The sequence below is a fragment of the Vibrio sp. SCSIO 43009 genome (assembly GCF_023716525.1).
GTDB classification, from domain to species: domain Bacteria; phylum Pseudomonadota; class Gammaproteobacteria; order Enterobacterales; family Vibrionaceae; genus Vibrio; species Vibrio alginolyticus.
On sequence record NZ_CP071842.1, the window covers coordinates 1,772,447 to 1,796,786 of the forward strand.

The 24,340-nt window shown below is 43.9% G+C and carries 14 protein-coding genes; 1 reads left to right on the top strand and 13 read right to left on the bottom strand.

Translation table 11 applies throughout. The features are described 5' to 3' along the window. Positions 1-78: 78 nt before the first annotated feature. The 13 genes from J4N43_RS08375 to J4N43_RS08435 form a co-directional block, all read right to left on the bottom strand. On the bottom strand, positions 79-549 hold the full coding sequence (locus J4N43_RS08375; RefSeq protein WP_053350586.1) for a heme-degrading domain-containing protein: 471 nt from the start codon (positions 547-549) through the stop codon (positions 79-81). Continuing rightward, positions 546-1,586: an oxidoreductase gene (locus J4N43_RS08380; RefSeq protein WP_042522861.1), complete on the bottom strand. Its 1,041-nt coding sequence runs from the start codon at positions 1,584-1,586 to the stop codon at positions 546-548. The genes J4N43_RS08375 and J4N43_RS08380 overlap by 4 nt, the downstream gene beginning before the upstream one ends. An 11-nt stretch (positions 1,587-1,597) precedes the next feature. Beyond that, positions 1,598-2,371: a DeoR/GlpR family DNA-binding transcription regulator gene (locus J4N43_RS08385; protein WP_053350587.1), complete on the bottom strand. Its 774-nt coding sequence runs from the start codon at positions 2,369-2,371 to the stop codon at positions 1,598-1,600. A gap of 178 nt (positions 2,372-2,549) precedes the next feature. Further along, on the bottom strand, positions 2,550-3,392 hold the full coding sequence (locus tag J4N43_RS08390) for a hypothetical protein (RefSeq protein WP_053350588.1): 843 nt from the start codon (positions 3,390-3,392) through the stop codon (positions 2,550-2,552). Then, positions 3,382-4,002 carry an OmpA family protein gene (locus J4N43_RS08395; RefSeq protein ID WP_053303115.1) on the bottom strand — a complete coding sequence of 207 codons (621 nt, stop codon included), beginning with the start codon at positions 4,000-4,002 and terminating at the stop codon, positions 3,382-3,384. The genes J4N43_RS08390 and J4N43_RS08395 overlap by 11 nt, the downstream gene beginning before the upstream one ends. Then, positions 3,995-5,308, bottom strand: coding sequence for a TolC family outer membrane protein (locus J4N43_RS08400; RefSeq protein ID WP_053350589.1), 1,314 nt, complete (start codon positions 5,306-5,308; stop codon positions 3,995-3,997). Before J4N43_RS08400 ends, J4N43_RS08395 begins: the two co-directional genes overlap by 8 nt. 15 nt (positions 5,309-5,323) lie before the next feature. Further along, on the bottom strand, positions 5,324-6,637 hold the full coding sequence (locus J4N43_RS08405; RefSeq protein ID WP_021033865.1) for an HlyD family type I secretion periplasmic adaptor subunit: 1,314 nt from the start codon (positions 6,635-6,637) through the stop codon (positions 5,324-5,326). Continuing rightward, the gene (locus J4N43_RS08410; RefSeq protein ID WP_053350590.1) at positions 6,634-8,805 is read right to left on the bottom strand and encodes a type I secretion system permease/ATPase; all 2,172 of its coding nucleotides are present in this window, start codon (positions 8,803-8,805) and stop codon (positions 6,634-6,636) included. The genes J4N43_RS08405 and J4N43_RS08410 overlap by 4 nt, the downstream gene beginning before the upstream one ends. Then, positions 8,802-13,844 (bottom strand): hypothetical protein, encoded by a 5,043-nt coding sequence (locus J4N43_RS08415; protein ID WP_252094101.1) that lies wholly within the window; start codon positions 13,842-13,844, stop codon positions 8,802-8,804. The genes J4N43_RS08410 and J4N43_RS08415 overlap by 4 nt, the downstream gene beginning before the upstream one ends. A 55-nt stretch (positions 13,845-13,899) precedes the next feature. After that, positions 13,900-14,631 carry a T1SS-143 repeat domain-containing protein gene (locus J4N43_RS08420; protein ID WP_252094102.1) on the bottom strand — a complete coding sequence of 244 codons (732 nt, stop codon included), beginning with the start codon at positions 14,629-14,631 and terminating at the stop codon, positions 13,900-13,902. Next, positions 14,579-15,793, bottom strand: a complete 1,215-nt coding sequence (locus tag J4N43_RS08425; RefSeq protein WP_252094103.1) for a hypothetical protein — start codon at positions 15,791-15,793, stop codon at positions 14,579-14,581. Before J4N43_RS08425 ends, J4N43_RS08420 begins: the two co-directional genes overlap by 53 nt. Positions 15,794-15,926: 133 nt before the next feature. Beyond that, a complete protein-coding gene (locus J4N43_RS08430; protein ID WP_252094104.1) occupies positions 15,927-20,942 on the bottom strand; it encodes an Ig-like domain-containing protein in 5,016 nt (1,671 codons plus the stop codon). 152 nt (positions 20,943-21,094) lie between these two features. Continuing rightward, on the bottom strand, positions 21,095-22,531 hold the full coding sequence (locus J4N43_RS08435) for an arylsulfatase (protein ID WP_242013643.1): 1,437 nt from the start codon (positions 22,529-22,531) through the stop codon (positions 21,095-21,097). A 247-nt stretch (positions 22,532-22,778) separates the two neighbouring features. On the opposite strand from J4N43_RS08435, the gene J4N43_RS08440 reads away from it, so the two are divergent. After that, positions 22,779-24,296 carry an arylsulfatase gene (locus tag J4N43_RS08440; RefSeq protein ID WP_005377761.1) on the top strand — a complete coding sequence of 506 codons (1,518 nt, stop codon included), beginning with the start codon at positions 22,779-22,781 and terminating at the stop codon, positions 24,294-24,296. Positions 24,297-24,340: the final 44 nt, after the last annotated feature.

Sequence of the window (24,340 nt, forward strand, 5' to 3'; positions counted from 1 at the left end):
ACATTAAAGAACACTTTATGAGCTAAAAAGAGAATTCAGTAGCACGATAAAGAACCGTGCTACTTTCATATTTGGCGTTTAAGAGGGTTTTGTCTCTATCATCGTTTTTAATATATCCACAACTAGCTGATGATCATCTAACTGCGGTAAACCCGATACCGTCACAACCCCAACCAAACCAGACCCAGAAAGCCGAATTGGGAACGCGCCACCATGAGCACAGTACTCACGAGCATCGAGATGAGGCTGATTTTCGAAATCACGTTGCTTTTGCTTGTTGTACAGAGAAAGATAGTAAGAGCTGTGGCCATACCTTAATACTGAGTTTCGCTTCCTACGGACCCAATCTAAATGATCAGCGCAGGTTCCTGCCATCGCGTATTGAAATAGCGTTTGTCCAAAGCCGTAAACCTCAATAGCAACAGCCGCGCCGCGAGCTTCAGCCTCTTCTTTTAGAGCGAGGCCGATAGACCACGCAATATGGTGATTAAATTCCGCCAACTGAAGTTCATGCTCTTGCAGGGCCACGAGTTCAAGCGTCAAACTCATGGTTTCACCTGAATCGTTTTACCCGTTTTACTGCTTTCCAATGCCATCTCAATCAGAGCGATATTCTGTACTGCTTGAGCGGCAGGAACCGGGTTATCAGTGCCCAAACGAATGGCGTCTGCCACACCAACAAAGTAAGCTTGGTACTCGCCTCTCTCCGTTTTGATAGTTTGCGCACCGTCTTCGTCGTAACGGACGCCGTATAACACCTCATCTTCTTCCGACCAAGCATCGTTTTCCGGCAAACGGCCTTCTTTTAAGTAGCCCTCTTGAGGATCTAATCCGAACTTTTCATATTTAGCTTCCGTACCCAATACTTTGTAGCGGAGATTCGGCTCTGGGCTATACAAGTTTGAATGCAAGTGCACAATATGCTCAGGGTAATGAAGTATCAAGTTGTAATAATCAATCGTCGTCGCGCCCGGACGCATCATTCGACATTGTGCGTCTATCGCATCTGGCAAGCCAAACAACACCAATGCTTGATCGAGAAGATGAGGAGCAAGGTCGAATAGAATACCACCGCCATCTTGAGCCTGCTCTCGCCATCGTTGACGAACTTCAGGGCGGTAACGGTCAAAGTGTGACTCAAACAGCTTTATATCACCTAACTTACCTTGTTCGATAAGAGATTTAACCGTGAGAAAATCTCCATCCCAACGTCTATTGTGAAAAACGCTCAGCACTAGACCTTTCTCTTCCGCCAAGGCGATAAGTTCATTACCGTCTTCTATACGAGTAACAAACGGTTTCTCGACGATGACGTGTTTCCCATTGTTCAACGCACGCTTTGCAAGTTCGTAATGTACGTCATTTGGCGCAGTAATGATTACGAGCTCTGCATCACTATCATCGAGTAAAGTATTCGCATCAGAAAACCACTTAGCATCTGGCCAATCATTTTGAACCGCCTCCTGTTGACGAGAGCTTATCGCGCTCAGCGTTAAATTTGGTAGCGCTTTAATGAAGGGTAAATGAAACGTTTTTGCTGAATATCCGTAACCAATCACAGCGGTTTTTACGGGATCGTAAGCCATTCTAAGATTCCTTATTTCGGTGACACAACAATACATTCAATATCATTGTGATCGAGGAGTTGTTGAAAATCTGATTGAGGGGGATGATCGGTAATAATGATGTCGATCTTTGACAAATCACATACGTGGTGGAAATTGTCGCTACCAATTTTTCGGGATTCACAAACGACGATGACCTGCTGAGCTTGAGCAATCATCGCTTGTTTCATTGTAGCTTCTAACAAACTATTTGTTGTCAGCCCTCGGGATGTCAATGCACACACGCCAATGAACGCTTTGTTCACGTGATACTGCTGCATTTGCTGCTCTGCTTGCGCCCCTAAAACTGCTCTGGCATAAGGGTCAAAGTGTCCGCCTAAGAAATGAACGTCCATTGTGTCGTTTGTCTCAGCAGCGGTCAGCACATCAATGCTGTTAGTAACGACGTTGAGCTTGTTTTCTCCACAACGCGCTTTTCCTGCATAGAGTGGGAGCAGAGACAAAATGGTGCTGGTATCAATAACAAGATGGTCGCGCTCATCCAACAACGCTGCGGAAGCTTGAGCTAGTCGATGTTTAACGTCACTCACGGGTCGACTCGCGTATGCCTCGGTATGGGAAGAGATCGGCGCAAGCATGACACCACCTCGTATTCTTTGTAACCCAGGTTGCTGACTCAACTTAACTAAGTCTCGACGAGCTGAATCTCGCGAGATACCAAAGTACTCACAAACTTCAGACAACGTTACTTTATTTTGCTGATCCAGCTTCGCTCTGAGCGCTACGAGTCTTTCTTCTTGTGTCATAACTTAAATTCACTTAAGTGATTTTAAGTAAACTTGCCACAATGATAGAAAAATTACCAACAAAACCACTTATAACCAACTCAATTGACCAAAAGTTAACCAAAGATAAATGAGCAGCAAGGCAAAACTTCCTAGGACGGTACGTTCACTCAAGCCCACATAGTTAGGCGTATGAAGTTTATTTATACCCGTTTAAAACAACTGGCTCATCTAGCCCTAACTTCACTCTATTTCTTTTAATAAGCGCTTTTGGTAGTGGAATAAACCCAGCATTTCGTACCTGTTGTGTATTGTGGTCGGTTGTAAGGAGTTCAAATAGTTTTGATTTTGTGATCTTCTGATTAGTGTCGAATTGTTTATTTATATAAACGTAATAGACCACGGAAAATGGATAGCGAAGAGAATAGATGCAATCTGTGCTCAAAGAGCATGAGTCATCGTTATGATGAACAGAGAGAGCCTTGTAGCTCGACCACTGTTCTGAGTATTTAAAATCGGAGTATCGCATATAAGCTTTGGCTGACAAGTCGTCGCTTAAAGCCCGTTTCAATCGGTCTTCATCAAGCATTTGAATCGATGATTGGCAACCATTAGAGCTCACATCTGGGTTACTTAAACGCATCTGCCCGAAAGCATACGTATTTGCATCACAGCGTTTCAATTCACTAACGGAAAAACTATCTACTGTACTCTTTTGACTATTGATTACGACAATAGCGTTTGCCATTAAAAACAAACGTGTAGGCCTGTGGCCTCTTTCTCGTTGAAATCGGGAGATGTTTTCATCTGACCATTTCTTAGATGTGATCGCAATAGAGGTTCCGTCATTTAGCATGTCGTTAAAACCACCAGACTGAGATGCAAGCGCTACATTTACACTTGGCTCATCTATCAATGTTTCTATCGTTTCTAGTATCTCTGGCTCGACAAAAATCGATGTTCGAGCCTCAGAGTCAGAAAATGCCAGCGGTGAAATCAAACATGAAGTTAGAGCAAGGAAAGGCAAGACTTTAATTTTCATAATTCAGCTCCAACTTCGAATTAGGTGTCAACTCGCTGTCCGAACTAAATATAGTCCACGCTTGTTCCGTACTTTCAGCTTTCGTGTTTACAACAGCAATTGTGCGCCTTTCCCGTTTTTTTAGTTGTACCGTCAATGCCGTATTCTGATAAAACTCTTGCTCTTCAATTCGATTATCTTGAATGCCGTTTCTCACTAGCAATTCTCGTATAGCTGCCGTCCTTTTCTTTGCCAACGCTTTGTTGTATTCGAGTGACGCTTCAGGGCTTGTGTCTCCTATCAGTATGACTTGCGCATTTGGGTTACTCTGAAGCAGTGCTTTCAACTCGCTTAGCGGCATATCATGAGATGGCGTTACCTGATGCTCATCCATCGCAAAGAAAAAGCTGATCAGGTGTGTCTGCGAGTCGTTGACCCAATTCGCACAGCCTTCACTGTCAACAACCACACCTTTTGGCGTATCTGCGCAGTTATCTCGTTGGTTTATCACGCCATCACTATCATTGTCTTTAAGGTCGTTGTACTGGTAAGTGGTCAACGTCGTATTCGGTGATTCAGCACAGCCTGCTAACATGAAAACTAGAAGACTCGTCACTGCGAATTTATCCATTATTGTTCTCCTTCCAGTTCTCTGGATACTCAACTCGCAACGCATAAGTCAGAATCCCCATCGAGTTGAATAAACGGTAAGTGGCAACCAAATGATCGTACTTTGTTCGGGTGTAGTTCCGTCTCGCAACAAACGTTTCAACTTTGGCATCTAATACATCTAACAAACTGCGTCGCCCTACATTGAACTGCTGGATGTACCCTAATTCAGTTACTTTCGCCGCATCAACGTTGACTTTTAAAAACTCCATTTGCTGTTGAAGCAATGTATGTGCGTCCCATGCCAGCCTTACACCTTCATTCGCATCTAGTTCTGCATTTGCTCGAATAGCCCTCGCCTCCTCTACTCGCCAGGCAGATGACTCCACTCGGGAGTCTGTAGAAAAGCCGTTAAAAAGATCGTAGTTGATCGTCAGCATAACCTTTGCATCTTCGTTAATGCCTTCAATATTATCCACGTTGTCTGTTTTGTTGGCTGACAGCTCAAGCTTGAGCTCTGGGTAGTAATCCCCCTTTTCTCTTTTTACTTCATGTCGAGCCGCCTCTAAATCTTTCATCGCTGACTGTATGGATGGGTGCAACCTAACCGCTTGTTTGAGTGCTTCGTCAAGCTTATTCGGAAGCAATTCCTGCGGGTAAACAGGCTCAACTAAGTTTTGCGGCGCTCGACCAACCAAACGTACAAATCTTGTTCTAGCATCGGAAAGATTGTTTTGGGCGGCAATCAATGAGGACTGTGTTGTCGCGACACGCGAAGAAACCTGTGCTAAATCGGAGTTGCTGGTTAAACCTTTTTCTTTTTTATCTAGAATGAAACGGTAGATCTCTTGGTGTTCACTTAGGTTTCTTTCTGTCAGTTTCATCAACTCTCGGGCATGTAAAACATCCACATACGCTCTGACAGTATCTAATGCGACATTTTCCGCAGATGCCAATAAGCCCAAGCGTTCAGCTTCAGCCTCGTAAGATAAGCGATCAACGTCAGCACTTGTTTTAAATCCATCAAATAACAGTTGGGAGATTCTTACGCCCATCTCCGTTCTTTCTAATGTTCTATCTTCACTGTCGATGTAGTTTCCGTTGTTATATCGAGTACCTTCGTACCCTGCTGCTGCATACAAATTAACCTGAGGAAGAAATGAACCATTTATGGCATTTCGGTCTCGTACCATCGACTCATAGCGAGAATAGCGAGCAAGCAAACTTGGGGAGCTATCGAGAGATAACGTAACTGACTCTTCTAAAGTCAAAGCGTTTGGCGACGATGATACTGCAAACAAGACCAATAACGTTGATTTAAGCCGCATCTTATATCCTTATGTCTATCTTTCTCTGAGCGAATTCTCTTTCGCACGTAATATAGGTTTTAACCAATAATTCAGTACTGTTTTTTCTCCTGTAAGAATGTCTACCACAACCTGCATTCCCGGGATGATCGTAAACTTATCATCAACCTTGAAAGTAACGTTGGCACGGTAGTAGGCATTGCCCTCTTCATTTTGAAGTGCATCGGCGCTTACGTAGGTCACTTCTCCTTCTAGGCCTCCGTAAATGACAAAGTCATAGGCAGACAACTTTACCGTTGCCGGCAGGCCAGGCCTTATGAAGGCGATATTCTGAGGAGAAATTCTCGCTTCAACGATTAACGTGCTATTACGAGGGACTATTTCTAAAATAGGCTCACCCGGCTTAACCACACCTCCGATGGTTCTGACAAAAACATCTTTGATGGTTCCATCGACCGGAGAAAGTAACTGCGTTCGATTCAACTGATCCGCAATCGCCTGACGACTTTCATTGAGCTGCGCTAGTTGCGTCACAACTTCATTGAGCTGCCCTTGTGCCTCTGCCCTAAAAGCAAGCGCAGTACCACGATAATCTGCGATGGATTCAGAATACACAGCCCTTTGCTTTTGGGCAGCAGCTTGTGAACTCGCGATGTCTCCTTTGAGCTTTATAACGTCTCTATTCAGTTTTAATAATTCCACTTCAGCCACCGCGCCACTAGAAACCACCTCTCTCAACATATCTCGCTCTTTCGAGACAATAACCAGACTGCTTTTTAGTGTTTGAATGGTATTCAAGGTATCTAGATAAGCTTGCGATTGTTGCTCAATTCGCAATTTAGCCTCCTCCAGCTCAGACTCCAGTTGGCTCAACCGCTCAAGATAGTTTGCTTTGGCATTCAGATAGGCAGAGTGGCCGGTCATCGAAATATCAAATGGCTGAGGCTCGATACTCACTTGTTGTTTCCAATCCAGTTGGAGGCTATTCACTTTTACCGTTTCTAATTCAATTTGAAGCCTCTGCTTTCTGGCGAGCAAAGATTCAACTTGTTCAGAGGTCTCCGAATAGGTCGACTTAAACCTTGTATCATCCAGAATGGCGATGGTTTGCCCCTTAGTGACGCTTTCACCAGGCATGACAAGTAACTCCTTTAGAATGCCTCCCTCTAAGCTCTGAATCGTCTGAACAGACAAAGTAGGAACAACTTTTCCTTCGCCGACAACCACTTCGTCTAACCTCGCCCACGAGGCCCAAATAATCACACTCAGCACTAACGCGGCAGACAACCAAATCAACGTTCTCGAACGGTTTGCTAAATGAGCATTACTCCAACGAACTGTGCTCATCATTGACCTCCTTCGCGTACAATTGATACTGCGCGTACTCTGTTCGTCTTCGCGTTAGACTGTTGTTTAGCAAAAATTTCTTGGGGCGCTCCTTCCCTCAAAATTGTGCCTTTATCAAGCACAACAATTCGATCACAAAGCGATAATAAGGAATGTTTATGAGAGCTAATAATCATCGTCGTCGAGTGCGGCAACGATTTAAGAGCATTAAACAATGCATTCTCAGCAGGCTGGTCTAAGGAACTGGTTGGCTCGTCTAAAATTAATGCTGCTGGGTTTCGATAAAAAGCTCTTGAAATCGCTACAGCTTGCCTTTGCCCCCCCGACAAATAACGCCCTCCTTCTCCGACTTGCGTTTCTAGACCATGAGGAAGGCGACTCATGTACTGGTTCAAACCCGATAATTCTATCGCACGGCGTAAACGTTCTTGATCAATAACATGATGTCCTAATACTATGTTTTCCATAATGCTGCCGTATATAAGATGCGAATCTTGGCCAACCCAACCCGTTTTCTCTCTTATCAATTCGGCGGGCCAAAGCTGACTGTCAATGTCATCAAAATAAACGCTACCCTGTAAGACACTGAGTTGATTGGTAATAATAGAAAGGAGTGTAGACTTTCCTGCTCCTGCACTACCAATAACGCCAACGCGTTCGCCTTGCTTGATAGTAAGATTAATATCTCTCAAACATGGCATATCAACATCTGGGTATTGGAAGCTCACGTTTTCTAAACGTATATTCCCTGTAAATTCGGCAGACGTAATGACCTGACTGCGTTGCGCCTCCTGAGGTAAAGACATGATAGAATTTAAGCCTTCAACCGCTGTTTTTGTCTGTTGATAGCGAAGTAACAGCATAGCTAACTGGTTAATCGCCCCTGCAGCACGACCGCTAAGCATGACAATAGCAATGAGCCCCCCCATGCTGAGCAATCCCTCAGAAATTCTGTACACGCCTGTTACAAGTAACATTACGGTAATTATCTGCTGGCTAGATTGAATGGAGTAAGCAACGATATTCGAATAGTTTCGCGATTGATTTTGCCAATCAGAAAGCATGGATACCGTTTGCTCCCAACGCTTTTGTGCTTCTCCCGTAGCGTTATTTTGCTTAATCTCTTTTAAAGAGGACAATGAATCAAACAAGTGAGCTTGTCGCTTCATGGATAGTGCAGCACTTTCCGTATGTGATTGTTCTATTTTTGCTTTTACCGCAAAGCCAAGGATCAGCAGGGTAAACATGACGGCAATAGGTATGAACATCATTGCCCCACCTAGCCAACCTATTAAGACTAAAAATAACAACGTAAATGGGAGATCAACTAAGGTCACAAGAGATGCAGAAGTAAAAAAATCGCGAACACTATCAAAATCTTGTAGTTGTCGAGCGAATGCACCGACTGATGCAGGACGGTGTTCAAGTTTCATCCCCATAACTTTAGAAAAAAGTATCGAAGAAAGCTTGTTATCGATGTACTTACCCGCGGTATCAGTGACAACTCCCCTTGCTTTACGCAATAGCCAATCAAAAATAATGATGACGGAGACACCAGCGACCAAAACCCATAATGTACTGAAAGCTTGATTAGGCACTACACGATCGTAAACGTTCATAGTGAAAAGCGGAATAACTAGCGCTAGCGTATTGATAAGGAAAGAGGCAATCAAAAGATCTCGATACCACGGAGACATTTCTTTCACTACGGCGAAAAGCCAATGTTCATTATAATCCGCTTGAATAGAACTTATCCGTTTGTCCAGCTCTGGACGCATAGAAACTTGCCATGCTTGAGGTTGGAATCGATTATGCAGTTCCTCGCTCGTGACGTATTGCGTTTCACCTTGATCTTCACTAAATAACGTGACTTGATAATCGCTGTTATGTCGCTCAGATATAATAGCGGGTTGTAACGTCTTCCTATTGATTACCACCAATGGAAAGCTCAACATTGCGGTGGATTTTAAATCGATTAATGTGAGTTCAAGATCGGCTCGCTCAGCGGCTCTGATGAATAAGTCAACATCCAATCTACCCTCAACAAGAGGTAATCCAGAAAGCACCTTTTTTGTATGGTGTCTAACCTCAAAATAACGCATCAACCAAGTTAACGAATGCCCCCAAGGATCGTTAGTCAGCTCACTTGATGAGGATGAGTGATGCTTCATGACATACCACCTACTAGCAAGTTGTTGTCATCAATCATCTTCTGTAAGACATTTTCTTCGGCTACGCCAGTCGAGTCACCTTTGTAAAGCTGATCGAGAGTGACGCCCTGCATAAGAATCTGTTGTTTTGTCCCCGTCTCTTCTGGTTTTATGTGAAGCGTTACGCCATCATCATTCTCTGTTAAATCGAGCTTATTATCGACTTCTGTTATCGAGGTAGCGGTGATTATCGAGGCGATGTCAATTGTGTCATTATCATCACCAATAACGGATATTTGGAAATCGTTGATCACATCGTACGAGGGCTTTAACTCGTTACCGAGCCCTGAACTGTCAAACTCGAATACATCGCTGCCACTTCCTCCAATAAGCAAATCATTAGCATCTGTCGCAAGTAATGTTTGGTCACCCTCTTCCACTAAGGCAACATTGACTGTCTGAGCAGCACCTTCTGCGACTGTAGCACCCAGTGTTGCAATCGGTTTTATCGACAACGTAAAATCACTTGCACCGCTAAACCCGCCAACGATGGAAAGATCAGCGACATCCTCTTGATCAACAGTATAAAAGCCGTTCAATCTTTCACCATAACTCAACTCTAGATCTGTTGGTAATCCGCGAATCTCCACACTTCCAAACTCTTCGGGTGCAGGGTTGACTAAATTCATGCTCAACCCTAAAGGAATACTCCCAGACGCTTCAGACACAATAGATTGATAATCGGCCGTTAGTGTTGGCTCATCAGCTTCAGGGGTAACAACAATGGTTAGATCGGTGCTTTGCACATCTCCAAAATCGGTTTCGAGTTTCCCTGACACTATCGCTTGATCAAACGTTCTAACATTGAGAGCAACATCCATCGTTCCAAATGCATCCTTCGGAACGAACTCCAAACCTGACACTTCATTTGCTCGCACTAATACCGTCGCCACGGCATTGCCCGCGTCATCGAAGGTAAAGGATGAGAATTGAGTCCCGATACGAATCCTACCTAAGCCTTCCAATGCAGAGGGTTCAGAGCTTGCTTTGATCAACATCGACACTTCTATATATTCGTTGCTATTTGTTTCAAAACCGCTCGCTAAAAAGTCAATCGAAATGGAATAACCTTCATCTCCAGTGAACGTGTTAGAGGTTGTATTCAACGATACATCGTCGCCAATCGGTTTTACGCCGACGTTGAACTGAGAAGTGGTATAGTTATAGTCGTTTGATCCAGACTCTTGGGTAATAGCTTGCAGTGTTAGTGAAATATCCCCACTAAAATCTAGTGGCGGTAGAAAGTAAACCTTATCAAGTTGCGCTTGAGTTAGCTGCCACTCCTTGCTCTCACCATCCGTTGAACCGTTATCAGGGAGTAATTCGAACGTCCCATTATTGTCCCAAACCAACACGGCTCCGTCTGGCACTCCTGTCATGACCAAAGACATCGACTCAGAACCATCTTGATCGATTAATGATGCAGATAAGTTTCCTAAATAAATATAATTATCTTCATTACCAACTACGTCTTCTGTTTCCAGAACCGCTTTATCAACCACTGGGGCAATGGTAACGGTAACTTCTGTTGATTTAGTTTGAGTATCTTTCGCACTGTCAGTACTTAAACAACTTCCCGTGACTTCATCAGTAATGTTTGCGTCAACGGAAATAACAAGCTCTCCACTGTAGTTTTCAGGTGGGATTAACTGAATTTCGTTTAGACGCGTAACATCTGTCACTACCCATGTTCCATCACCGTTGTCAATGAGTAGGCTCGGGTCCACGGCAGTAAACCGCGCATTCTCGTCAGACACCGATAAAGAAACCCAATTGACACTTTCAAGGCCAGTCGCTGCGTCACCTTCTCCAGTAATGGACTGCATTGGTCCTTCACTATCGCCCAATACAAGAGCAAGATTCAGGTTGGTTATAGTATCTTCTTGAACCGTAACTTGGCTTGGTGCTATCGCGATATCATCGACAACAGGAGAGATTTGTACCGTAATGGTCTGAGCGGTTGTTTTCGAGTCACCATCGCATGGGGCCGTTTCTGTCACTTCTAAATTGAAAGTAATGCAACCAGCAAAGTCCTCATCCACGCCAGTAAGCGTCAAGGAAGACAATCCAGCGCTAGAAATTGAATAACCCAACAGATTGCCCGCATTATCATAAGCAGGTATCACACCTTCGCCAGTAAGCTCGACTCCTTCAGGTAAAGAATCTGCGGCGACAAAGAAGGAAACTAAGTTACCATCACTACTCGCTACATCAGGGTTTAAAAACGCCCCAATTGAGACATCTTCACCTTCTTTACCTACAATATCCCCACTTTGAACGCTTCCTGGTTCACCAGGATCAGCACACTGGTCTCCATCTCCTTCATGGCCAGTAATTTGAATTTGGAACTGACCTGTGATGTATTGAGCATCCGTTCCATCTCGAACATACGCTAACACATTCACATCAAGTATCTCTGTATTAGATGGGCTATAAATCGATGCGCCAGCAAGCAAATCTTGAGCGGTTTCCAACATGCTATCACTTGTGATTCCTTCCATTGGAATCAGCCAGTTCCCATCGGCATCTTGAGAAGCACCATTCGGATGAGTAACAATGAGGTCTTGACCCTGCGGTATCTGTAAAACGATGTAATCGAGATACTCTGAACCATCAATATCCGCTTCTGTAAATGTAATGCCTCCACTCACGTCAACAGCAGACCCATCCGTACTTGTGAATACTTCAGTCGCGCCTTCTAAACGTGTTTTGTCAATATCTTCATTACCAATATCCACTTTTCCAGAAACCACGACGCTCAAAGAGCCATTGATTGCCTTTACATCAGTCTCCATCGTAGGAGACGTGTCTGTCACTTCGTACTGAACTTCCAGGCTAAACGTCCCACTTAGGTCTTCATTAGCTTTTACAGTGATTCGTCCACTGTTTAACAACTCAGATAATGTTGCCGAGCTACCATCAAGTAGTTCATTGAGTTCTAACGGTAAGTTACTTTCCTCTACTGCATTACCATCAAAGTAAAGCGTTAAGCCATCTGGAATGGATACAATGGTGTATCCTGTCAAGGACTCACTAGAATCTATATCTTGATTAACGACAGGCTCAAGATTTAGTGTGATGAAATTGTCCTCAATACCATTGCTTTGTAATTCTTGGCCGTCAGTTTGATCAACAATAGGTGAGATTTCCATTTCCACTTTAAGAGGGGTTTCAGCAGAATCACCATCCGGCTCTGTTGAAACGACGATAACATCCATGCTCAGTGTTCCACTAAAATCTTGCTCTGTTTTGAGGTAAGTGTTTTCAAGAACAGCGTTTGAGACCTGATAAACTGGCCCCGTTATTGGGTCCACGTAAGCAATTGGAAGAACAATAGGGTCACCATTTACATCTGTCAGTTGTGTTCCCAAAGGGATGTTCTGAAGCAAGATATTAATTTCTTCTGATAGATCGTCGTCTGATGTCTGGATGATAAAATCCAGTTGTATCAGGTTATCTTCGTCTAACGTAGAGAGATTACTAATTACTTTAGTCGCTTGATCATATTGCCAATTCCCCTGTCCACCATCTAGGACAATTGGTTCATCGACCACGCCTTTTAGCTTAATGTCAATGGTTGCAGATTGGCTCTCGGCGGTTTCATTAAGAGGTGCTAAGCCATCAATAGTCGACTCTGTTGAAATGGCGGTTACTTGAAGGGATAGAGATTCAGTAAATGAGCTGATATCCGATTTTGGTTGAAGTAACGCCTCTGAATTGGCTAGAGCATTGGAGGTCACTAGGTAGGTATTAATACCGATAAGCGTGATCCCAGCTCCGACAGGCAGTGTCCAACCATCTTGAACTTCTATGCGATAAGACAGAGACTCCGAGCCATCTGTGTCAGTGAGCCGCCCTAGGATGTACTCTTTTAAGTCAATCGCTTGGTCTTCAAGCCCCTGAATGTTTTTAACGGTCAACGTAGGCACATCGGCATCTGGAGATATATCGATAACAACTTGCTCAGTGATCTCCGCTGTTTTATCTTGCTCATCGGCAAACACACTACCCGATTCAGTCGTTACTGCCGTTACATCAAAAGTAAATCTTCCGGCTAAGTTTTCGTTAGATGTGATTTCAATTTGATCTAACTCGGATTGGCTATACGCTTTACCTTCCTCAATAGCACTTCCGTTAAGTGTTAATATAAGTCCATCTGGAATATTCGAAATTTGGTAGTGGAGCGTTTCAGAACCGTCTTGGTCAAACTTTTCAGCAACAATATTGAGTGAAAGTGATTCAGCGGAATCTTCAACACTTTGATAAGAAAAGTCCGAATCACTAGACCACTCTGGCAAATCTGCAACCGGTAAAACGTTAACATTTAACGTGTTATTGCCTTGTAGTACAAAACCATCTGGTTCGACATCAGATAGGATTAATGCAGACACTGCTAACGAAACTTTGATAGTGTTGCCCGACAGGTTTAGCGCTGGTTGATAAGTGAGATCACCATTTGGAACGGTGAATATACCCACCCCCATTAGCTCTGTACCAGAAAGACTAATAAATCCGTCATTATCATCATCTTCAAGGCGCACTCCGTCTAAAAACAGAGCCCCTCCTTGTAGAGATTCAACAGAGATCCTTATCGCTTCAACACGCTCATTATTCTCCGTATCCCCAGGAGAAACTCTAATCGGTAACGCGACTGGCGTAGGGTCTCCACTATTATTCGCGCCATTATCTTCTAACGTATCTACATTAACGGTTCGAATAAAGCCCCTAGCATCATCAAGAATTAATTGAGCTTCACTGCTTGCTTGGTCACCGTCTGCATCCGTCACAGTTATCGTTAGATCATCAAGCAAACCACCTACAGGCGTATTAACAATAAGCTCGGTAGTTAGCGTAAATGTCCCATCTTGAGCAATAGTCAGCGTTCCATATTTTAAGTTACCATCACTACTATTGATTAAATCGATGGTCCAAGCATCATTGCTAAATACCGAACTCGCCGTATCGTATGTTTCACCTGCATAGGTCAAACTTGAAATCAACGTGCCATCTGAACTGATTAAGTCGGCATTATTGCTAAACCAGTTTCCCGAAAACTCATCCCCCCTCGGTAAGTTCAATTTCTATTGGTGAGCTTGTGTCTTCAGGGATATCATCTACTACACTAACGGTATATGTCTCAGCTTCAGACTGGTCGCCATCCTTATCAACGGCATAAATTGAAAAACTGAGTTCTAATGTGTTCTCGTCCGCTGGAACACCGTCAGGTTCATCGTGTTCAAGTGCACGGTATAGATCAAACTCGACAGTCCCATCGGTATTAAATCTAATTCTAAAGACGTCTTGCTCGCTTTCATCTCTTGCATATAACCAACCATTCGAGTCCGGTGAATCAAGCGAAACCAGGCTACCACTACTTGTTTTATAGCCGAGCGCATTGAACATATCGATATTCACGCTCACACTGGCGATAGAGTCTGAACCTTGTAATAGCGTAATGGATGGTGACGAGCCCTCGATGCCAGAATCAAGCGAATCATCATTCAACCCGCTTTCATTGACTGTGATTCCCTCTGTAATTACTAGTTCCGGAAACAAGCCATCATAGACCAGTATGTTGGACTCCGTAGAGATCTCGCTTCCATCAGAATCTCTCGCCACGATGGGCATAGAGATCGACAATTGCGTCCCATCACCTAAAACATGGTCAAGCGAGTGATAAAGCTCTACAGTTACATTAACGGTAGACGTATCATTTGATGGCAAAGAGAAGTCACTAGGTAACGTGACCCCTAAATACAACGTCTCCAGTGTCTGAAATTGCGTCAAAGCTTCCATCATTGTTATCGTACCAAGTGACAGCCTCTCCGTTATAAGTAACAGCATCACCAAGCGTAGTTTTGACAGTATCTCCATCATTTATGTCAACACCCAGATACACAATCGGATCGAATGATGACGTAACTATCACATCCGTATTCGCTATGGCTGAAACCCCATCAGGAGCAATGTTTGTATCGACAGGTGTTTCGGTTAACTCGACATTGCCGCTATTGATTAGCGCTTGTCCATTGTCGTTATCTATCACATTAATGTCTAAAACGACCGACGTGTTATCTTGGTCTGAGTCCATTGCAGTAACAACGAGAGGTACGTTTGGATCAGTATTTTCTTGTTGGTCGAGAGCCTGAAAAAGCTCAAAGGAGTAGGTAATGTCGCTATTTGCATCAATAGGTAATGAAGCATTGAGGGTAGCCTGAAAGATGGGAATCTGAGTTTGCCCATCTTCGTCAAGAATATAACCATCAAGTGTTTTGCCATCCGCAGAGACTTGATAAAGCACAACTTGTTCACCACTCGTCAACAAGGGTTGTTCAGAGACGATGAACGACAAAGATTCGAGGTAATCACTGCCAACCTCAACTTGAAAATTCCCTGAGCTCAACACACTTCCATTTGCGAGATCAGATTCTTTTACTTCTACCCCATTCAAATTATTTAAAGTTGGGTCTGCGCCATCCTTTAGAACATAGTCAATTTCATTCTCTACAAGCGGTGTGGCATCTAAATCTACGCCACCAATGGTCAACGGGAAAGTGACCGTATCACTGCTATTGAATTGATCGATAGGGTGCTCAAGAGTAAGCGAAATTGAAGCTAATACATCGTTACCCGACTCAACGCCACTCAATGTTAACGTAAATACAGTGACACCATTCGCAAATGCTGTAATTTGCTTTCCACTGGAACTTAACGTGTAGCTAAGCTCATTATCAGAGACTGAGCTTGTAAGCCCTAATGCTTCTAACTTAGTAATGGATGCCCCACCAAAATACAAACTACTCGGATCAGGGTTGTCAGACGCGACAATATTGACAGTTCCTTCAAAGTTCAATATCGGGCCATCCAAAGGGACTTCTGTTACGTCTATAGTCGCATTGCCTACGTAACCTGCTTGTCCATCAGTAATGTCAATGGTCGCGTTAGCCAAGCCATAGTCTTGGGAGTCATCTGCCGCTAAATAGCTGAAAGAAACACTTTGCTCGACCGAATGATCTAGGTTTCGACCTGCATCAAACTGCCAAGAGCCATCAGAAAATACGGTTAATTCGCCTTTTTCTAAACTAAAACTTACGGATCCCCCCCTCTAGAATTGACTTCTGCTCCCCGCCAGCCTCTACAAATTTCACATAAAGTGTTCCATCAAGATCAATATCATTTTCAAGTACATTGCCCGTAATTGTTTGATCTTCTACGACTGAGTATGTGTCATCTCTAATCACCGGATCAGAGTCATAAATAGTAATCGTTAACGGTGCCACAACCGTCTCTTGTGTACCATCAGCATCACTTTGAGTGCTTTCAACCAATACGTTAGTCACCAGCTCATCTTGACCTACACCATGATCAATCGCTTCATAAAAAGTAATTTGAACCGTACCATCATCATTGACTTCTGCTGAGAAAACTAATCGGTCGTCAGTCGATGTTCCTTGTAAGCTCAACCCATCTTCTGCAACAACAACGTTAATAGATTGACCGACCGATGTAAGCGCGCTCAAACTTGGCTGCTCTGCATGCAGTGCTGGCACACCATTTTCTATGTTGATGGCTGCCGAGCTGCTTTGCTCACCAAAAAATCCAACGATGTTTTCAGAAAATACCGTTGAACCGGGTAGCACTATTGTCGGCATGGTATCGACCGCGTGGTTGCCGGCGGTATCCAACACTTCTGCTTCAATGGTCCACGTGTTGTTTAGATTGAGAGTGTTTACGTCAATTCCGGTTACTGTCCACGAACCTGAGGCATCAACGAGGCCAGTAAAATTCAGCGTGCTGTCTCCGTCACTTACCCGAATCGTCACTGCCAGACCTTGCTCTACACCACTGGTTGTCCCTCTCATTTCCGTGACTATACCCTCACGGAAATCATCAATGGCAAGGCCACCGCTAATATAAAAATCCGTATCGATATCAATGGTGGGAGCAGTGGCATCTATGGTCGTAGCCTCATCCATTGCTTTCGCTTGGTTGCCCGCTACATCATTCACGGAGGCAGATACGGTTAACGCCCCATCGGCTAACGTGGATAAGTTCGCCCCTTCGACTTGCCACATACCATCAACGACAACGGTATTGAACGAGAGCATCACCCCCAAGCTGTCTTGAACCGTGACAGAAACCGTCTGACCATTTTCAACATCACTGACTTGCCCTGACAAAGTGACAGATTGGCGCTCTTCAGTGTTTAAATAGCCGTCTCCGCCATCGTCAACGTCCACCGTCACACTTGCGAGCGTATCTTTGATGATGGTGTTTTCACTGATTGCAGGGTTGCCCGCTATATCTATACTCTTAGCAACAACTGTCAGCGTACCTTCAGACAATCCAGAAAGGTCAACGTCGTCCAGAGACCAACTTCCACCAGTCACCACCGTTTCTAAGTTTATGACCGCTCCTAACGAGTCGGTTACCGTAACTTGGATACGCTGGCCATCTTCAATGTTTTCAATCGTCCCTTCGAGGCGAGTAGTCGCGATTTCGTACTGATTTAAATACTCATCCCCTCCACCATCAAAATTGACGTTCACCGTTGCAAGCGTATCTTTAATGGTCGTATCGACGGCGTTCAGGTTATTGCCATAAATGTCAGAAACCACAGAAGTCACCGTAAGCGGCCCTTCAGCAAGAGAAGACAGATCAACGTCTGATAGGGTATAAGCCTCATTCTCTACGGTCGTTGTAACAGTAATGGAATTATTGAGGCTGTCGGTAATGGTGATAGTAACAAGCCACTCATCGCTTATCTTGAGTGCGTCACCTTGAATCGTGACACTAGGAACTTCAAACTGGTTTTCGTATCCATCGCCGCCATCAAGAATATCCACCGTTAAAGAGGCATCATCGTTCAAACCTTCAATTGCCTCTAAGGTAATATCCAATGTTACGGAGGTGGTGTCACCGTCTGAATCTGTTGCATTAACTAACAATGGTATATCCAGGATTTGATCTTTTGACAGATCGAAAGAGCGATATAATTCAAAGGAATACTCTATTTCACTACTCGACTCTACAGGTAATGTGGATAATAGTTTCGATTGAAAAATATTTACTTCCACCCCACCTTCTAAGATATAGCCAGTAATTGTCGTACCGTCATCAGACAGACGGTAAAGCAACTCACTTTCACTACTCACTAATGTGGGCTGGTTTAATTCGCTAAATCGAAGAGAGTCAACATAATCACTCCCGATATCGAGTTGAAGGCTCCCAGTCTTAAAGATTGCCCCACTTTCTAGATTAATCTCTTCCATTGCAACAACAGTCAAGTTGCTCAACGTAGGATCAACACCATCTTTCAACACGAAATCAATTTCATTCTCTACAAGCGGTGTGGAGTCTAGATCTGTCCCTCCAATGGTCAGCGGGAAAGTGACCGTATCACTACTATTGAATTGATCGATAGGATGATCAAGAGTAAGCGAGATTGAAGCTAGTATATCGTTACCCGACTCAATGCCACTCAATGTTAACGTAAATACAGTGACACCATTAGCAAATGCTGTGATTTGCTTTCCACTGGAACTTAACGTGTAGCTAAGCTCATTATCAGAGACTGAGCTTGTAAGCCCTAATGCCTCTAACTTAGTAATGGATGCCCCACCAAAATACAAACTAGTCGGATCAGGGTTATCAGAGCCAGCAATCACATTAACACTGCCTTCGGTGGTTAATAATGCCTCTCCCAGAGGTACTTCTGCTGCGTTTATAGTAGCGCTGCCTACATAACCCGCTTGGCCATCTATAATGTCGATAGTTGCGGTTGCTACACCGTAATCTTTTGAATCATCGGCTGCGAGATAATCAAAAACGAGACTTTGCTCAACCGTGTGATCTAAGTTGCGACTGGCATTCAACTGCCAAGAGCCATCTGAAAATACGGTTAATTCACCCTTCTCTAGACTAAAACTTACTGAGCCACCATCAGGGACAGACTGGATCTCTCCTCCGGCTCTGACATATCGAATGTACAAGTCACCATCAATATCAATGTCATTCTCCAGTACATTGCCAGAAATGACTTGGCCTTCGGTTACACTATATGACTCATTTTCGATCACTGGATCGGCATCAAGGATGGCGATTTCTAGGGGAGCCACAACAGCCTCTTGTGTGCCGTCAGCATCACTTTGAATGCTTTCAACCAATACGTTAGTCACCAGCTCATCTTGACCTACACCATGATCAATCGCTTCATAAAAAGTAATTTGAACCGTACCATCATCATTGACTTCTGCTGAGAAAACTAATCGGTCGTCAGTCGATGTTCCTTGTAAGCTCAACCCATCTTCTGCAACAACAACATTTATAGATTGACCGACCGATGTAAGCGCGCTCAAACTTGGTTGCTCTGCATGCAGTGCTGGCACACCATTTTCTATGTTGATGGCTGCCGAGCTGCTTTGCTCACCAAAAAATCCAACGATGTTTTCAGAAAATACCGTTGAACCGGGTAGCACTATTGTCGGCATGGTATCGACCACGTGGTTGCCGGCGGCATCCAACACTTCTGCTTCAATGGCCCACGTGTTGTTTAGATTGAGAGTGTTTACGTCAATTGCGGTTACTGTCCACGAACCTGACGCATCAACGAGGCCAGTAAAATTCAGCGTGCTGTCTCCGTCACTTACCCGAATCGTCACCGCCAAACCTTGCTCTACACCACTGGTTGTTCCTCTCATTTCCGTGACTATACCCTCACGGAAATCATCAATGGCAAGACCACCGCTAATATAAAAATCCGTATCGATATCAATGGTGGGAGCAGTGGCATCTATGGTCGTAGCCTCATCCATCGCTTTCGCTTGGTTGCCCGCCACATCATTCACGGAGGCAGATACGGTTAACGCCCCATCGGCTAACGTGGATAAGTTCGCCCCTTCGACTTGCCACATACCATCAACGACAACGGTATTGAACGAGAGCATCACCCCCAAGCTGTCTTGAACCGTGACAGAAACCGTCTGACCATTTTCAACATCACTGACTTGCCCTGACAAAGTGACAGATTGGCGCTCTTCAGTGTTTAAATAGCCGTCTCCGCCATCGTCAACGTCCACCGTCACACTTGCGAGCGTATCTTTGATGATGGTGTTTTCACTGGTTGTAGGGTTGCCCGCTATATCAATACTCTCAGCAACAACGGTCAGCGTACCTTCAGACAACCCAGAAAGGTCAACGTCGTCCAGAGACCAACTTCCACCAGTCACCACCGTTTCTAAGTTTATGACCGCTCCTAACGAGTCGGTTACCGTAACTTGGATACGCTGGCCATCTTCAATGTTTTCAATCGTCCCTTCGAGGCGAGTAGTCGCGATTTCGTACTGATTTAAATACTCATCCCCTCCACCATCAAAATTGACGTTCACCGTTGCAAGCGTATCTTTAATGGTCGTATCGACGGCGTTCAGGTTATTGCCATAAATGTCAGAAACCATAGAAGTCACCGTGAGCGGCCCTTCAGCAAGAGAAGACAGATCAACGCCTGATAGGGTATAAGCCTCGTTCTCTACGGTCGTTGTAACAGTAATGGAATTATTGAGACTGTCGGTAATGGTGATAGTAACAAGCCACTCATCGCTTATCTTGAGTGCGTCACCTTGAATCGTGACACTAGGAACTTCAAACTGGTTTTCGTATCCATCACCGCCATCAAGAATATCCACCGTTAATATAGCATCGGGATTCAACCGCTCAGGAGCCTGAGTCTCAGAAGTTGGGTTCTCTCTTTCTTGCACTGCTGGCCTAGTAACATAGCCATTAGAAACGAGTTGCTCAGGTAAAACGGCGCGAATATAGGCAACAAAACTTAACCCACCAGAAGACTCACTAAAATCTCGAACGCTCTGGTTAAAAGGGGATTCAATACCGTTTTGAGATGCAATTAAAAGTTCATTCGAACTCGATTCATCCTCACTTGTTGTATCTTCATTAAATGCGATATCGAGAATGTCAGTATTAAGAACAACCACCTCTACTTCTGGAACTAATTGTTCGTTAGGCAACATTTGGATCCAAGAACCGTCACTTAAAACCGCCCAAAGAACATTACCGACTTGAATGTAGAGTATTGGCTGCATAATTCGCCCCATATGAAACAACGAACTTTAAGTATGGTCGACGAATGTGACTGTTCAAATGAAACTAGAAAAAACATGGCCCTAAATGGCTCTAATGAGATATTGAACCAAAAACATACCTCATGTATGCGAGAAAGAGCCATTGGGGTAAACTACTTCTGGCGTAACCCATCCACTGGAAATTGATTGAAATTCCCCTTGCTACAATCGGGCTTATATCCAAATGGAGCAGGGAAAGGAATCGTATCGCAGCTTGTTGCAACGGAAGATTCAAACTTTACTCTCTTTCCTATCATGATAGGAAATAACCATGTGGCATTATTTCTTAAATCAAACTCCTCTTTAGGGTCATCAATCAAATTGTATATTTCAGGGATCTGTAATGGGCGCCCTTTCTCCGGCATGATATCTTGATCAATAAAGTGCATCTTGTAATTTTCCCACTTATAAGCGTAGGTTTCAGATCCATTGTTAACGATAAAACCATCTCGATTAGACTTTTCACTATCTCCCTTTAAAAAGGCCCACTGATCAATACTATCTATTGTTCTATCGCTTGGTAATTTGTATCCACCGACATGAGAAAGTGAGGCAAATAGATCCACAACATGGATAATTTCATCACTCACTCTACCCGGTTTGATGTGGTTAGGCCAAGAGGCAATAAATGGTGTTCGGAGAGACCCTTCAAGAGCCGTAAAGTACGCACCACGCCATGGCCCGCTAGAGCCTTGGTATGGCATATGCCACTCTGGACCGTTGTCAGAAAACCAAATCACTAGTGTATTGTCTTTAATTCCTGCTTTTTCTATTGCACCAATAACTTGCCCAGCTCGAAAATCTATCTCAGCTAACACATCTGAGTAATTTCCTTTGCCTGTTTTACCAATAAAATCAGGATGAGGTAGCGTCGGTAAATGTGGTTGAGTAAAAGTAATTACAGAGAAAAATGGCTTATTCTCTTTCACATTTCGATTTATAAAATCTGTGGCATGTTCAACTAGCTCACTGTCAATCGTTCTACGTGAGTCCAAATTATATTCTTTGACCCCTTTAGGATCCTGCCCTGCTCTAGCTGAAAGGATTTGAGGTTTAGGTAATATAGCTTTATAACCGGGTTGAGAGCTATATTCTGACTCATCCGTCGTATTTGCAATGCCATACCATTCATCAAAGCCTTGATCCGTTGGAAAGCGCCCTTTTTGGTCTCCCAAATGCCATTTCCCGTAAAGGCTCGTGTTATATCCTTGTTCCTTAAACTTCTCTGCAATGGTTATCTCCCAGTTCACCATACCGTAAGGCACTCCCCAAACAACCTTATCTGTCCCAGATCTAAGCGCTCGCCTCCCCGTCATGAATGAGGAGCGAGTTGGTGTGCATTGCGGTTCCACATTAAAATTAGTAAGGCGTACACCTTCTCTAGCAAGTTGATCTAAGTTTTTGGTTTCAACACCTCTGGTATTCCCATAGGAACTTAATTCCCCCCACCCAAGGTTATCAACCAACATTACTACGACATTTGGTGTCTCTTCCGCAACCACTTCTAACGGGATACATAGAAACAGGATAGTTGCTAGTTTATTTTTCATAGTGTCGCCTTTCATTGAAATTCAATCCTGTAAGTGCGTCTTATCACACTTAAAACACACTAAAGTCTAGTCCATGTTAGTTAACATTTTTGAAAAACAGGGATTACTTGGAAGCAACAAAAAACCTCTACTATATTCAACTGACTACATTGTCTCATTTGGTGTCATTTCACTCGACTTCGCCATGATGAACACAATTAGTAACGTTATATAACGATAATGGATTCATTTATCGCGGAGGATTTTCATGCGAAACTCGATTAAAAAGGTAATGGCATTGGTCGGTACATTAGCTGCGTCCACAGCCTTTGCTGCCGATAAGCCCAACATCCTTGTGTTCTGGGGTGACGATGTAGGTGTATACAACATTAGTGCGTATCACAATGGTATGATGGGAGGGAAGACTCCTAACATTGATAAAATCGCCAATGAAGGTGCCATTTTCACAGACGCTTACGCACAACAGAGTTGTACTGCCGGACGAGCCTCATTTATTCTGGGTCAACATCCGTTTCGTACCGGTCTATTGACTATTGGTATGCCCGGCGCAAAAGAGGGGATTCAATCGAAAGATCCTACTATCGCAGAGTTACTTAAAAATCACGGCTATGTGTCTGGTCAGTTTGGTAAAAACCACCTTGGTGATCAAGATGAGCACCTACCAACTAACCATGGGTTTGATGAGTTCTTTGGTAACCTATACCATTTAAACGCGGAAGAAGAGCCTGAGTCTGAGTTTTATCCAAAAGATCCAGAGTTTCGTAAAAAATTCGGACCTCGAGGCGTGTTGAAGGCGACTGCGGATGGCAAAATCGAGGACACAGGTCCCCTTACTCGTAAGCGTATGGAAAACGTAGACCGAGAGTTCATGGATGCTAGCTTGGCCTTTATGGAAAAAGCAGTAAAAGAAGACAAACCATTCTTTATTTGGCATAACTCAACCCGTATGCACGTCTGGACACATTTGAGTGAAGAATATCAAGGGAAGTCAGGTTACGGCTTATACGCCGATGGCATGATGGACCTAGATGATCAAGTAGGTGTCATGCTTGATAAACTTGAAGAGCTAGGCGTAGCAGATAACACCATTGTTGTTTTTAGTACCGATAATGGCGCTGAGAAATTTACCTGGCCAGATGGTGGTACTACACCGTTCAAGGGCGAAAAAGGTACGACTTGGGAAGGCGGATTCCGCGTTCCGATGATGGTACGCTGGCCTGGAAACATTAAACCAGGAACGGTTATCAACGATATCTTTTCACAAGAAGACTGGATGCCAACTCTACTCGCAGCTGTGGGCGAACCAGATGTGAAAGAAAAACTATTGAAGGGTCATAAAGCAGCGGGCAAAACCTTTAAAGCACATTTAGATGGCTACAACCAACTTGATCTGCTGACTGGTAAAGCTGATGAAGGCGCACGCAAAGAAATCTTTTACTTCGATGCTGGTGGTAATTTAAACGCCGTTCGTTATAAAGACTGGAAGATCCACTTCAGTATTATGGAGGGTGCCATTAATGAGGCATACCGCAAAACACCGAGTTGGCCTTTGATTGTAAACCTTCGTATGGACCCATTCGAGGTCGGTCCAGATGCAGCACTTTACGTCAGACATTTTTACGCTGATCAAATGTGGATGTTCGTTCCTGCTCAAGCTATCGTGCGTAAGTTCCTAGAGACATTTAAGGAGTTCCCTGCAACAAAAGGTAGCTCGTTAAGTATTGAAAAAGTGGTAGAAACAATGACACAGCAACCTAGAAACTAGACCCTAGGTATCGAAGCTACTGTGGAATTAACTAAGGCCTCAAT

Coding starts and splice junctions, on each gene's coding strand:
- J4N43_RS08375 (WP_053350586.1), bottom strand. CDS start 549: ATGAGTTTGACGCTTGAACTCGTGGCCCTGCAAGAGCATGAACTTCAG.
- J4N43_RS08380 (WP_042522861.1), bottom strand. CDS start 1,586: ATGGCTTACGATCCCGTAAAAACCGCTGTGATTGGTTACGGATATTCA.
- J4N43_RS08385 (WP_053350587.1), bottom strand. CDS start 2,371: ATGACACAAGAAGAAAGACTCGTAGCGCTCAGAGCGAAGCTGGATCAG.
- J4N43_RS08390 (WP_053350588.1), bottom strand. CDS start 3,392: ATGAAAATTAAAGTCTTGCCTTTCCTTGCTCTAACTTCATGTTTGATT.
- J4N43_RS08395 (WP_053303115.1), bottom strand. CDS start 4,002: ATGGATAAATTCGCAGTGACGAGTCTTCTAGTTTTCATGTTAGCAGGC.
- J4N43_RS08400 (WP_053350589.1), bottom strand. CDS start 5,308: ATGCGGCTTAAATCAACGTTATTGGTCTTGTTTGCAGTATCATCGTCG.
- J4N43_RS08405 (WP_021033865.1), bottom strand. CDS start 6,637: ATGATGAGCACAGTTCGTTGGAGTAATGCTCATTTAGCAAACCGTTCG.
- J4N43_RS08410 (WP_053350590.1), bottom strand. CDS start 8,805: ATGAAGCATCACTCATCCTCATCAAGTGAGCTGACTAACGATCCTTGG.
- J4N43_RS08430 (WP_252094104.1), bottom strand. CDS start 20,942: ATGCAGCCAATACTCTACATTCAAGTCGGTAATGTTCTTTGGGCGGTT.
- J4N43_RS08435 (WP_242013643.1), bottom strand. CDS start 22,531: ATGAAAAATAAACTAGCAACTATCCTGTTTCTATGTATCCCGTTAGAA.
- J4N43_RS08440 (WP_005377761.1), top strand. CDS start 22,779: ATGCGAAACTCGATTAAAAAGGTAATGGCATTGGTCGGTACATTAGCT.